Annotated in this window: 11 protein-coding genes; 4 read left to right on the forward strand and 7 right to left on the reverse strand. The window is 71.9% G+C overall.

Annotated features, from left to right (window positions below; genetic code table 11):
* Positions 1–382: 382 nt before the first annotated feature.
* The 7 genes from ACIOJE_RS21640 to ACIOJE_RS21670 all read right to left on the reverse strand — a co-directional run bounded on the left by ACIOJE_RS21640 (position 383) and on the right by ACIOJE_RS21670 (position 6403).
* Positions 383–1267 (reverse strand): SMP-30/gluconolactonase/LRE family protein, encoded by an 885-nt coding sequence (locus tag ACIOJE_RS21640; RefSeq protein WP_400777954.1) that lies wholly within the window; start codon positions 1265–1267, stop codon positions 383–385.
* 17 nt (positions 1268–1284) lie between these two features.
* On the reverse strand, positions 1285–2250 hold the full coding sequence (locus ACIOJE_RS21645) for a sugar kinase (RefSeq protein ID WP_400777956.1): 966 nt from the start codon (positions 2248–2250) through the stop codon (positions 1285–1287).
* Positions 2247–2870 carry a bifunctional 4-hydroxy-2-oxoglutarate aldolase/2-dehydro-3-deoxy-phosphogluconate aldolase gene (locus tag ACIOJE_RS21650; RefSeq protein ID WP_400777957.1) on the reverse strand — a complete coding sequence of 208 codons (624 nt, stop codon included), beginning with the start codon at positions 2868–2870 and terminating at the stop codon, positions 2247–2249. Before ACIOJE_RS21650 ends, ACIOJE_RS21645 begins: the two co-directional genes overlap by 4 nt.
* Before the next feature lie 18 nt (positions 2871–2888).
* On the reverse strand, positions 2889–3722 hold the full coding sequence (locus tag ACIOJE_RS21655) for a hypothetical protein (protein ID WP_400777959.1): 834 nt from the start codon (positions 3720–3722) through the stop codon (positions 2889–2891).
* The gene (gene dgoD, locus ACIOJE_RS21660) at positions 3716–4861 is read right to left on the reverse strand and encodes a galactonate dehydratase (protein ID WP_400671527.1); all 1146 of its coding nucleotides are present in this window, start codon (positions 4859–4861) and stop codon (positions 3716–3718) included. Before dgoD ends, ACIOJE_RS21655 begins: the two co-directional genes overlap by 7 nt.
* Complete coding sequence (locus tag ACIOJE_RS21665) at positions 4858–5574, reverse strand: FadR/GntR family transcriptional regulator (protein WP_400777960.1); 717 nt, start codon at positions 5572–5574, stop codon at positions 4858–4860. The genes dgoD and ACIOJE_RS21665 overlap by 4 nt, the downstream gene beginning before the upstream one ends.
* A 61-nt stretch (positions 5575–5635) precedes the next feature.
* A complete protein-coding gene (locus ACIOJE_RS21670) occupies positions 5636–6403 on the reverse strand; it encodes an SDR family NAD(P)-dependent oxidoreductase (protein WP_400777962.1) in 768 nt (255 codons plus the stop codon).
* 188 nt (positions 6404–6591) lie between these two features.
* Here ACIOJE_RS21670 and ACIOJE_RS21675 point away from each other — a divergent pair, with 188 nt between their 5' ends.
* The 4 genes from ACIOJE_RS21675 to ACIOJE_RS21690 all read left to right on the forward strand — a co-directional run bounded on the left by ACIOJE_RS21675 (position 6592) and on the right by ACIOJE_RS21690 (position 12821).
* On the forward strand, positions 6592–7641 hold the full coding sequence (locus ACIOJE_RS21675) for a substrate-binding domain-containing protein (RefSeq protein WP_400777964.1): 1050 nt from the start codon (positions 6592–6594) through the stop codon (positions 7639–7641).
* A gap of 5 nt (positions 7642–7646) precedes the next feature.
* On the forward strand, positions 7647–9242 hold the full coding sequence (locus tag ACIOJE_RS21680) for a sugar ABC transporter ATP-binding protein (RefSeq protein ID WP_400777966.1): 1596 nt from the start codon (positions 7647–7649) through the stop codon (positions 9240–9242).
* Positions 9239–10279 (forward strand): ABC transporter permease, encoded by a 1041-nt coding sequence (locus ACIOJE_RS21685; protein WP_400777968.1) that lies wholly within the window; start codon positions 9239–9241, stop codon positions 10277–10279. The genes ACIOJE_RS21680 and ACIOJE_RS21685 overlap by 4 nt, the downstream gene beginning before the upstream one ends.
* A gap of 109 nt (positions 10280–10388) precedes the next feature.
* Entirely contained in the window at positions 10389–12821 is a 2433-nt protein-coding gene (locus tag ACIOJE_RS21690; RefSeq protein WP_400777970.1) for a hypothetical protein, read from the forward strand.
* Positions 12822–12904: the final 83 nt, after the last annotated feature.

Consider the following 12904-nt stretch of genomic DNA (forward strand, 5'->3'; position numbering starts at 1 on the left):
CAGTGCACCCACCAACCACCGCGACCAATACACCGTCATGGCCCTCCCGGAACGGCGGATGGTGACGGTCAGTCGAGGGAGGACGCCAGGTCGGCAGCACAATCAGCCGTGGGCTGATGTCTAGACAATTGCCGGGGGGGCTGGATACCTATCTCTGAACCGTCCGAACAAAAACCCTCATGCCATTTGACATGGTGCTGGTGCGTGGATGGGACAGCCGCACGGCGCGGTCGTCCAGTCCCTGACCGTCTGCTCGACGCCGAAGCGCTGTTCCTCAGCCGTTGCCCTTCCGAGGTCGGGCCAGCGCGGACGCTGTCCGAGGTCGCGCGGTCGAGCGGTGCAACGCCGATGCCGCGGGCCCCGTCCTGCCGGTCGGCTGTGGCTATTCCTGCCGGTAGGCGTGGGCGGGCGGGGCAGCTGCGGCGACCGGAGCGCGGAGCACGGATCCGTCCGGACCGGCCGGGTGGTCGAGGCCGTGGCGGGCGGTGGTGATCAGCAGGTGGCCGCCGGTCGGAGTGAGGCAGACGGAGGTGGGCTGGCGGGCGGGGAGGCGCAGGGTCGTCAGGTGGGTGCCGTCGGGGTGGTACTGGTGGACCGCGCCGAGGCCCCAGATCGCCACCCAGAGGCAGCCGTCGGTGTCGACGGTCATGCCGTCCGGGGAGCCGCCGGCCGCAGTGCGGACGAACTCCTCGTGGTCGGTCGGATTGCCCTCGGGGTCGAGGGTGTAGCGGTGGATGGTGCCGGCCGCGCTGTCGGCGACGTAGAGGAGGTCGCCCGTGCTGTTGAAGGCAGGGCCGTTGACGATCGTCATGCCGTCGAGGACGCGGTGCACGGAGCTGTCGTGGTCGGTGCGGTAGAGCGACCCGGCGCCGGCGGTGCCGTCGTAGGGCATGCTGCCGGCCCAGAAGCGGCCCTGCGGGTCGCAGACGCCGTCGTTCATCCTGGTGCGGACGGGGGACCGGTCTTCGGGGCGGGCGAGCCATTCCAGGCCGCCGTCAGGGCCGAGCAGCGCGATGCCGGTGCCGGCGGCGGCGATCCAGTGTCCGGGGCGGCCGCCGACCGGCGCGACGGCGCCGAGCGGGACGTCGAGGCGAGCGATCTCGCGCGGAGTTCGCGGCCCTGTGAGGTCGGGGACTTCGAGGAGGCGGCCGGCGAGGATGTCGACGTAGACGAGCCGTCCGTTGATCCAGCGGGCGCCTTCGGCGAGTTCGTGTTCCCCGGCGGCCCAGACTTCGACCTGGCCGGGCAGGTTGCTTGAGAAGGACATCGGACTCTCCGGGAGGGCTAGCGCAGGGTGGTGCCGGCGGGCTGGTCGAGGAGCGCGAGGTCGCGTCGGGTGGGCAGGCCCTCCCAGTCGCCGCGCGAGGTGACGGCGAAGGCGCCGGTGGTGGTGGCCCGGTGGAGGCGGCGTTCGACGTCGAGTCCGTCGAGCAGGCCGGAGAGGTAGCCCGCGACGAACGCGTCGCCGGCGCCGACGACATCGACGACGGGCACCCGGCGTGCGGGCATGCTGACGGTGCCCTGGGCGGTGCTGGCGCTCGCGCCGTCGCCGCCGCGGGTGATCACCACCTCTCCGCGCCCCTGGGCGAGCAGCGCGTCGATCGCGTCGCCCTCGGGCAGGTCCGGGTCCTCGGAGACCAGGTGCAGTTCGTCGGCGGAGGCGACCAGTACGTCGGCGAGCCGGGCCAGTGGGAGCAGGGCGTCGCGGGCCTGGGCCGGTGACCACAGGCGGGCACGGTAGTTGACGTCGAGGCAGACGGTGATGCCGAGTTCGCCGGCCCTGGCGGCCGCCGCGTGGACGGCTTCGGCCGCCTCGGGGCTCAGCGCGGGGGTGATCCCGGTGAGGTGCAGGATGCGAACACCGGGGCTCAGGGCGAGCAGGACGTCCGAGGACCGGAGGGCCGAGCCGGCCGATCCCGAGCGGTAGTAGGTGACGCTGACCAGATCAGCGATGCGGTCCTCGCGGGCCAACAGACCGGTGGGCCGGCCCTCGGTGTCGAACCGAACGTGGCTGACGTCGACCTGCTCCGCGCGCAGTGTGCGCAGGACGAGCGCGCCGAACTCGTCGTCGCCGACCCGTCCGACCCAGCCGGTGCGGTGTCCGAGCCTGGCCAGGCCGATGGCGACGTTGGCCTCGGCGCCGGCGATGGAGAGCTGCATCGGGGCGCCGAGCCTGACCGGGCCGGTGGCCCGTAGGGCGGCCATGGTCTCGCCGATGGTGACGACTTCGAGCGGTGGCGAGCTGGTCATGCCGCTATCTCCTCGGTCAGGGCGGTGCGCCAGCCGGCGGCGCGCGCACGAAGGGCGTTCAGGTCTCCGCCGCTGGCGGCGTCGCCGACCAGCGGTGAGCCGACGCCCACGGCGACCGCGCCGGCTGCGAGGTAGGTGAGCGCCAGGGCGGCGTCAACACCGCCGACGGGGATGAACGGCACGCCGGGGAAAGGGTCCCGAAGGGCCTTCAGGTAGCCGGGGTCGCCCAGGGAGGCGGGGAAGAGCTTGACGGCGAGCGCTCCGTGCTCCTTCGCGGCGATCACCTCGCTTGGCGTCAGCGCGCCGATCAGCAAGGGCAGTTCCGAAGTGGTGCGGCGCAGGTAGTCGCCGAGGCCGGGAGTGACGAGGAAGCTCGCGCCGGCGTCGGCGGCGCGGGCGGCGTCCTCGCCGGTCAGCACGGTGCCGGCGCCGAGCGTGGCGTGCGGGCCGAGTTCGCGGCGGGCCTGCTCGATCACCCACAGTGCGTCGGGGGTCGTCAGCGACACTTCGGCGGCGGTGATGCCCTCTTCGGCGAGGACGAGCACGGTGCGCAGCGCCGCGTCGCGGTTGGTGCCGCGCACGATGGCCAGGGTCCGGTACGGCAGTTCGGTCAGGTGCATGGGGGAGGCCCTTGTCGGTCAGTCGGTGCGGGTGCTGGTCGCGGTGATGTCGAGGTGCCAGCGCAGTACCCCGCCGGGCGGCACCTGTGCGGCGTCTCCCGGCCCGGCCTCGGCGAGGTCGAAGACGGAGCCGAGCATCGGCTCGACCCCGATGCTGCGATAGGGGGCCGACGTGGGGAAGCCGCGCAGGTTGCGCCAGAGGGCGACGGAGACCGGGACGTCGGCGTCGGCGTGCAGGGAGAAGGTGAGCGTGTCGGGGCCGTCGGTGACCGTCACGCTCGCGCAGTCGGTGAGGATCGCGCCGACCGCGGTGCCGTCGTCGGGGCCGAGCCGGTCCAGCCGCAGGCCGCGCGGCGCCGGCCACGGTCCGGTGAGGTGGTGGGCGCCGTCCGGCCAGGGCTGGGCCAGCAGCTCGGCCGCCTCGGGGAAGAGCCGGGTCGGCGTGGCGTCGGGTGCGGCCAGCCGGGCGTCCGGGGTGACGTCGAGCAGGGCGTGGGCTGCCCACAGGAATCGGTAGCCCGGGTCGGCGTGCAGCTCGTAGTCGATGCGCAGCACCACCGGTCCGCTGTCGATGCGTCGGCTCAGGACGAAGTCGGGGCAGTCCAGGGTGTCTGCGTCGCCGTCGCGTTGCCAGGGCCGGGACCAGGCGTCGCCGTGGTCGGGGGTGCCGCGCACGGTCGGGATGCACTCCTCCAGGCCGCCGGCGTCGATGAAGGCGTCCCCAGGGCGGACGGTGGCGCGGGCCGGGTCGGGGCGGTGCCAGAGCCAGTCGCGTTCGCCGGCTCGCAGCGAGGTCCACCGGCCGCCGTGGGCCAGGTCGGTGCGGATGGTGATGGGCAGGTCGGTCACCATTCCGCGAAGGACCCGTCAGTGTGGTGCCAGACGGGGTTACGCCAGCGGTGTCCGGTCTCGGCGGCGCGGCGCACGGCGGCCTCGTCGATCTCGATGCCCAGGCCGGGGCCGGTGGGCCGGGCGGCGTGGCCGTCGGTGAAGCGGAACGGCTCGGGGTCCAGCAGGTAGTCCAGCAGGTCGTTGCCGCGGTTGTAGTGGATCCCGAGGCTCTGTTCCTGGATGAGGAAGTTCGGTATGGAGAAAGCGAGTTGGAGGCTGGCGGCGAGGGCGATCGGGCCGAGCGGGCAGTGCGGGGCCATCGCGACGTCGTGGACCTCGGCCAGGGCCGCGATGCGCCGGACCTCGGAGATGCCGCCGGCGTGCGACGGGTCGGGCTGGGCGACGGCGATGCCGGTGGCGAGCACGTCGCGGAAGTCCGAGCGGGAGTAGAGCCGTTCGCCCGCGGCCAGTGGAACGGACGTCGAGTCCACCAGGCGGCGCAGGTCGCGGGAGTGTTCGGGGAGGACGGGCTCCTCGACGAACAGCGGGTGCAGGGGTTCCAGCAGGGGCAGCACCCGCCGGGACATGGCGGTGGACATCCGGCCGTGGAAGTCGATCGCCACGTCGCGCTCGTCGCCGAGGACCTCGCGCACGGCAGCGACGCGGTCGATGACGGCCCGGGTCTGGGCGGGGGTGTCGATGGGGCGCAGCTGCGCTGAGCCGTTCATCTTGACGGCGGTGAAGCCGGCGTCGATCTGGGCCTGGGCGAGTTCGGCGACATGGGCCGGGCTGTCGCCGCCGATCCAGGCGTACACTCGCACCCGGTCGCGGACGTGGCCGCCGAGCAGTTGGTGGACGGGGACGCCGTGGGTCTTGCCGGCGATGTCCCACAGGGCCTGGTCGATGCCGGCGACCGCGCTGGAGAGCACCGGGCCGCCGCGGTAGAAGCCGCCCTTGGTGAGGATCTGCCAGTGGTGCTCGATGCGCAGCGGGTCCTGTCCGACGAGGTAGTCGGCGAGTTCGTGGACGGCGGCCTGGACGGTCTCGGCGCGGCCCTCCACGACGGGTTCGCCCCAGCCGGTGATCCCCTCGTCGGTGGCGATGCGCAGGAACAGCCAGCGCGGAGCGACGAGGAATGTCTCCAGTGATGTGATCTTCATCCGGTCTCTCCCCGTTCGGCGTCGACGGTCAGCTGGTGGAGGTCGGCGGCTGCCTGGGCGAGCAGTTCCTCGACGGCGCGGGCGGCCGCTTCGCCGTCCCGGGCGCGGACGGCGTCCAGGACGGCCCGGTGGGCGGGGACGGCGTCGGCGCTGTGGTCGGCGCCGTGCACGATGTGGTCGCGCACCCGCAGGCCGGCCTCGATCACGACCTCCATGCGGGTGAGGAGTTCGTTGTGGGCGGCGGCCAGCAGCGCGCGGTGGAAGGCGAGATCGGCCTCGACCGCGGCGTGGGCGTCGCTGCCAGCGGCGGCCATCAGGTCGAGGGCGTCCTCCAGCGCGGCGAGGTCGGCCTCGTCGCGGCGTTCGGCGGCCAGCCGGGCCCCGGCCGGTTCGACGATGCCGCGGACCTCGCCGAGGTTGTCGAGGAAGGCCTCGTCGGGGATGCCCCGGCCCTGCCAGCGCAGTAGGTCGCTGTCCAGCAGGTTCCAGTCGGAGCGCGGTCGCACGAAGGTGCCGCGCTTCTGGCGGGAGTCGATCAGTCCCTTGGACGCCAGGACCCGTAGCGCCTCACGCACGACGGTCTTGCTGACTCCGAGTTCCTGCTCGATCCGGTCGGGGTGGAGCGAGTCGCCCGGGGCGTACGTGCCGCGGACGATCTGCTCGCCGATGACCTCGACGGCTTGCCTGTGCAGGCCTCGTACCGGGTTGTTCACCGCGGTCCCCCTTCCGTTGTTCTGCGCGGGCCGGTGGCCCGCGCGCCGATCAGGTGAGTGTTCACGACGATGCCTTGACGACGGACCAGCCGCCGTCCACCACCAGGTTCGCACCGGTGACGTAGGAGGCGTCCGAGGAGGCGAGGAAGGCCACGGCCGCCGCCACCTCCTCGGGCCGGCCGAAGCGCTTGGTGACCGTCTCGGCAACGCTGTCGGCCCGCCCGGCCTCGTCCACCCGGTCCCAGGCCGCGGTCATGATCGGCCCGGGCACGATGGTGTTGACCCGCACCTGCGGGCCGTACTCGACGGCGAGTTGACGGCCCATCGCGCACAGGGCGCCCTTGGCGGCGGCGTACGCGGGGTGCCCCGGCAGGCCGACCAGCGCGTGCACCGAGGAGGTGAGCACCACCGAGCCCTCGCTGTCCCGCAGGGTCCCGGCGAAGGCGCGGATCGCCAGCCAGGTCGCCTTGAGGGTGACCGCGAGCTGGGTGTCCCACTCGACTTCGGTCAGCTCGTGGGCGGGTTTGACCACCACGGCGTAGGCGTTGCTGTGCAGCACGTCCAGCCGTCCGTAGCGGCTGCGCACGTGCGCGGCCAGCTCGTCCCACACCGCGGCGCGGGTCACGTCGCCGTGCCGGTACTCGGCCTGGCCGCCCTCGGCGGTGATGGCCTCGACCACGGCCCGGCCGGCCGGGTCGGCGATGTCGACGGCGATGACGGCCGCGCCCTCGGCGGCCAGCCGCCGCGCGGTGGCGGCGCCGATGCCGCTGGCGGCACCGGTGATCAGGGCGACACGGCCCTGGAATCTTCGACAGGTCTGCTCAGTCACGGCGCCACCGTAGCGCTTCTGATTAATTATGCAAATATCTTGACAGTCCTGGTCGCCCGGTCCCAGGATTCGAGCCCAGGACGACAGGCAAGCAGGCAGCGCGAGGCGGAAGCCGCCGCAGCTCCCGGACCACACACCCGTAAGGCCAGTCGGCTTCCTGAACACCCCCACCCTGGTAGGAGCTCGAAATGATCACTACGCGCACCCGTGGTGCGGCCGCCGTCCTGGGCGCGGCTGTCGTCCTTGGTCTGACGGCCTGTTCGACCGGTCAGACCTCGTCGAGCGGCGCCGGCCCGGCCTCGGCCGCTCCGGTCACCGGGAAAGTCTCCCTCACCTACCTGCAGAAGCAGGGCGACCAGCAGTACTTCATCGACGAGGCCAACGGTGCCAAGGCCAAGGCCGCCGAACTCGGCATCGACCTGAAGGTGGTCAACCTGGGCAACGACGCGAACAAGACGGTCAGCGAGGTCCAGTCCGCGATCGCGCAGAAGACCAACGGCCTGATCGTCGTGGTTCCCGACCCCGCGGTGGGTCCGCAGGTGGTGCAGACCGCGCGGGACGCCAAGGTGGCCCTGCTCACCTCCGACGACCAGGTCTGCACCAACAGCCCCACCCCGGCCAACTGCGACAAGGCCAACCTGGTCCCGCGGATCGGCTTCTCCGGCCAGCAGATGGGCGCCGAGGTCGGCAAGCGCGCCGCCGAGGACTTCAAGAAGGCCGGCTGGAACGCCGCCGACACCCGCGTCATCTCCGCCTCGAAGCAGGACGTCACCGTCTGCGGCGACCGTGTGAAGGCCGCCAAGGACGCCTTCAACAGCGGCGCCGGCGCGAGCGTGCAGAACATCGACGTGGCCACCGACAACACCCCGACCGGTGCGCAGGACAAGGTCGCGGCGACCATCACCGCCAACCCGGGCGTCAAGCACTGGGTGGTCTGGGGCTGCAACGACGAGAACGTGCAGGGCGGCGTGACGGCCCTGCAGAACGCGGGCGTCGGCCCCGACAACATCATCGGCGTCGGCCTCGGCGCCTACCTCGCTTGCAAGGACTGGGGCCCGGGCGCACCGTCGGGCATGAAGGCCTCGCTGTTCATCAACGGCAGCGACATCGGCGCCCTCGCCGTGCAGACCATGTACGACAACCTCAAGAACGGCAAGCCGATGCCCGCCGAGGCGTTCGCCCCGACCACGATGGTCGACGCCTCCACCTGGCAGTCCGCCGGCGCGAAGTGCAGCTGAGCCGGATGAACACACCCAGCACCGCAACGGCTGGGCCCGGGCTGGCGGCCGAATCGATCACCAAGCGGTTCGGCCCCGTCCAGGCTCTGCGAGACGTCACCCTGCACTTCCCCCCCGGTCAGGTGACCGCCCTCATGGGCGAGAACGGCGCCGGAAAGTCCACCCTTCTGCGCATCCTCACCGGTGACCACCAGCCCACCGAGGGCCGGATCAGGCTGGACGGCCAGGTCCTCGACCTCGACTCGCCGACCGACGCGAGGCGCGCCGGCATCCGGATCATCCCGCAGGAACCGGAGATCATCCCGCACGTCTCCGTCGCCGAGAACGTCTACGCCGGCTCCCTACCGCGACGCACGGGCCGACGGCTCGACCGGGCCGAACTGCGCCGCCGGATCACCTCCGACCTCGAACGCCTCGGCTTCGACAAGGTCCTCGGCCCCGACCTCCTCGGCTCCGAACTCACCGCGGCCCAACGGCAGTTGGTCGAGATCATGCGGGCCCTGACCGGCGACACCGCGCCACGGGCCATCGCCTTCGATGAGCCCACCTCCTCGCTCTCCGACCACGAGGTCGACGCCCTGTTCGCCCTCATCGGCCGGCTGCGCGACGCGGGCATCGCCGTCATCTACGTCTCCCACCGCATGAAGGAGATCTTCCGGCTCGCCGACCGGATCGCCGTCCTGCGCGACGGCACCGTCGCAGGCACCGTCGACGCCAGGACCACCAGCGAGGGCGAACTCGTGCGCCTCATGGTCGGCCGTGACCTGTCCAGCCTCTTCGCGCGCCAGCACGTGGCCGGTGACCGCGTGGTGCTGGAGGTCGACGGCCTCAGCACCAATGACGTGCACGACATCAGCCTCCAGGTCCGCGCCGGCGAGGTGGTCGCCCTGGCCGGCCTCATCGGCGCCGGCCGCTCCGAACTCGCCCTCGCCCTGGCCGGCGACCTCCCCCTACGATCCGGAACCGTCCGAATCGACGGCGACCGCATCCGCCTGCGCGGCCCGGCCGACGCGATCCGCGCCGGGATCGGCCTCGCTCCGGAGGAGCGCAAGGCCCAGGCCCTGTTCCTCCAGCGCACCATCCGCGACAACACCTCGCTCGTCAGCCTCGGCAGGCTGCGCCGCTGGCGGTTCGTCAACCGGACGCAGGAGAAGGCCCTCGCCCAGGAGTACGCGGACCGCCTGCGGGTGCGCGCCCCCTCCATCGAGGCGGAGGTCCGCACCCTGTCCGGCGGCAACCAGCAGAAGGTCGTCCTGGCCCGCTGGCTCGCCCGCAAGCCCGCCCTGCTGATCCTGGACGAACCGACCCGCGGCGTGGACATCGGCGCGAAGGCCGAGATCTACCGGATCATCGCCGACCTCGCCCGCGAGGGCACCGCGATCCTGGTGATCTCCTCCGAACTCCCCGAGGTCCTCGGCCTGGCCGACCGCATCCTCGTCATGCAGAACGGCCGCATCACCGGCCGGCTCGACCACACCGAGGCCACCGAAGAGGCCATCCTCGCCCTCGCCATGGCCGACGACCTCACCCCCGACCTTCCGCACGAGACCGCCACGGCACCTCGCACCGGAACCGACCCGGCCCCCGGAGGCACCCGATGACGACTGCCCTCTCCGTCGACCGAGAGCCCGACCAGAGCGGCGGCCGGCCGACGCCGGCCACCGACGCCCGCAACCTGCTGGCCCGGGCGGGCGGCCAGAACCTGGGCCTGATCGGCGCCATGGCCCTGGTGCTCGCCGTGTTCGGGTGGCTCAACCCCAACTACCTGAGCTGGGACAACATCCAGGTCATCGCCGAGGCCTCCACCATCTCCGGCCTGCTCGCGGTCGTCCAGACCGTCGTGATCATCTGCGGCGCCCTCGACATCTCCGTCGGCTCCCAGGCCGGCCTCGCGTCCGTCACCAGCGCCATGGTCTTCACCTCGACCGGCTCCAACTCCCTCCTCGGGATCGGCGCCGCCGTCGCCATCGGCGCCGGGATCGGCATCTTCAACGGTGTCGTCATCATCTACGGCCGGGTCAACCCGACCATCGCCACCCTCGCCGGCCTGGCGGCCTACAAGGGCGTCGCACAGCTCATCTCCAACGGCTCGGCGCAGGGCTACGTGCTCAACGACAGCCTGTTCGTCTTCCTGAGCCGGGGCAAGATCGCCGGCCTGCCGGTCATGGTCTGGCTGCTGCTGCTCGTCGCGGCCGCCGTTCACGTCCTGCTCAGGTACACCGACATCGGCCGCAACATCTACGCCCTCGGCGGCAACGACACCGCCGCCCGCCTGGCCGGCATCAACCTCAACAAGTACCTGATCGCCGTCTACGCACTCAGCGGCATGGTCGCCGCCCTCGCCGGCGTCCTGCTCACCGCCCGCACCGGCTCCGGCCAGCCCGTCTCCGGCAGCGAAGGCCTTGAACTCCAGGCCATCACCGCCGCCGCCCTCGGTGGCTGCGCCCTCAAGGGCGGCAAGGGCGGCGTCGGCGGCACCCTGCTGGCGGTCGCTCTGCTGGGAGCTCTCCAGAACGGTCTCACCGTGCAGGGCATCAACGCCTTCTGGCAGAACGTCGCCCAGGGCGCCCTGCTGGTCGCCGCCGTCGTGATCCAGCAGCGCCGCGCCCGCGAACGCGCCGTCGGCCTGCCCGCGTAGCCCCCGAAGCGCCCCCAGAAGCGGCCCGCCCTTCGTTCGAAGGGCGGGCCCACAGCACCATCGCTCACCTCCCCCCGCCCCGCGTGATCTCCCCACCTAGGAGCTCTCGATGTCCCTCGCTTCCGCACCGTCGGGCCTTCCGGACCCGACGGCGGTCGGTTCCGCGCACTCGTCCGCACCGCCCGCCCGCCCGCGCCGGCGGCGCCTCGCCACCGCAGCGCTGAGCGCCACGATGATCATCGCCGGAACACTGACGGTGACGACTGTCAGCACCCCGACCCCTGCCGAGGCGATGGTCCCGCCCGGCGCGAACGGCGCGACGACCCCGCCGATGGGCTGGAACTCCTGGTACTTCTACAACAACGACTACTCCGCACAGAGCATCGCCGACCAGACGGCCGGACTGGCGACGCCGAACGCGAACCTCGGGCTCAACGGCTCCGGCCGGCACAAGAGCCTCGCCGACCTCGGCTACCGTGACGTCAGCCTCGACGGCGGCTGGTGGACCCAGAGCGGCACCGGGCGCGACGCCAACGGCGTCATGGTCCCCAGGCCCGGCTTCCTGACCGGCGCCCAGACCAAGGCGGTCACGCTGTCCAACGGCACCACCGTCCCCGCGCGCGCGTTGAACACCATGAAGGACCTCACCGACTACGTGCACGCCCTCGGCATGCAGGCGGGCATGTACACCGACACCGGCGCCACCGGCTGCGGTGGCCAGCACGGCAGCGGCGGCAACGAGGCCAAGGACGTGACCACGTTCGCGGACTGGGGCTTCGACTGGGTGAAGGTCGACCACTGCGGCGGCATCCCGTCCGGCTACAGCACGGTCATGGCGGACTACAAGGCCTGGGGCGGCCTGACGGCCAACGCGAAGACCTCCGCCGGGGTGGCGCACCCGCTGGCGCTGGAGATCTGCGAGTGGGGCTCGGGCGCTCCGGACGGCCCGTGGGTGTGGGGTGGTTCGGCGGCCCGCACCTGGCGGAACGGGCGCGACATCACGGGCAACGCCGGCTACGGGACGACGTCCAACGGCGGCTCGACGTGGATCAACTGGGATCAGGTCTCCGAGAGTTTCGACCTGAACGACCACCCCAGCAACGAAGCCGCCGGCCAGTACAACGACCCGGACTACCTGCTGATCGGGCCCGGCTTCGGCGACAACCCGAGCACCGGGCAGCAGCAGACCCATGGCACCTCCGGCACCCTCTGGGGTCTCACCCCGGACGAGCAGCAGTCCTACTTCGGGATGTGGGCCATCCAGGGCGCGCCGCTCGTGCTGGCCACCGACACCACCAACCTGAGCGCGGCGACCGCGGCCATCGTCGGCAACGAGTCCGTGATCGCCGTCGACCAGGACAGCGCCGTCCACCAGGGGCAGAAGGTCCTGGACAACGGCAGCGTCCAGGTCTGGTCCAAGCAGCTGGCGGCCTCCGGCACCCGGGCCGTCCTGCTGGTGAACCGCAGCAGCACCTCTCAGAACTACTCGTTCACCACGCAGAACCTCGGCCTGAACGGCACCGCGTCGGTGCAGAACCTCTACACCGGCGCGAGCCTGGGCACCGTCAGCTCGACCGGCTCGCAGAACTTCACCCTGGCCCCCCACCAGTCCGTGATGCTCAAGCTCACCGGCGCCACCGAGCAGCAGCCGGAGACGGTCCTGGTGCCGACCACATCGGGTGTGAGCCAGAAGACCTGGACCGGCAGCACCTGGTCGGCCTGGCAGACCCTGGCGCTGGGCACCGCCGGCTCCACCGGCCCCGGCTCGATCCAGGGCCAGCCAGCCGTCGTCTCCAGCCCGGGCGGCACCGACGTGTTCGTCTGGGGCGCGGACAACGCGCTGTGGCAGAACACCTACAAGAACGGCGCCTGGGGCAACTGGACCAGCCTCGGCGGCACCCTCACCGCCAGCCCCACCGCGGCGAGCCTCGGACGTGACCGCATCGACGTGTTCGTCCGCGGCACCGACGGCAAGGTGTACCAGAAGACCTTCCAGCAGACGCCCGGCGCGAACGACCTTCCGGCCTACTACTACGGCGTCAACTGGACCAGCAGCTGGGCGTACGTGGACGCACCCAACTCGACCACCATCGTCGGCGCCCCCACAGCGGTGGCCTCGCTCAACCGGATCGACGTCTTCGCCCGCGGCACCGACAACGCGCTGTGGCAGAAGAGCTACGTCAACGGTGAGTGGACGGGCTGGACCAGCCACGGCGGCACGCTCTCCTCGTCACCGACAGCGGTCAGCGGCGGCCCCGGCCAGATCGAGGTGTTCGCCGGGCTGGCGCCCAACAACAGTGTCGGCCAGCTCAGCTGGACCGCCGCAGGCGGCTGGTCGTCCTCCTGGTACGACCTCGGCCGCGCCGTCACCGGTGCGCCGACCGCGACGCAGGTGGGTACCCGGGTCAACGTCTACGCCCGCGCCACCGACAACACCCTGTGGCAGTGGTACCGGATCGGCACCGGACCGTCCGGGACCTGGCAGCAACTGGACAGCACCCTGGCACTGACCGGTAGCCCCGCAGCGGCCGGCCACCTCTAGGCAGGACCGTCACCTCCTGGCATGGTCGGCTCGGTGGCCCGTCGCGCTCCTCGGAGCTCGATGGGCCACCGGCTCAGCGCTCG

This window comes from Kitasatospora sp. NPDC087861, from assembly GCF_044742585.1.
Lineage (GTDB): Bacteria > Actinomycetota > Actinomycetes > Streptomycetales > Streptomycetaceae > Kitasatospora.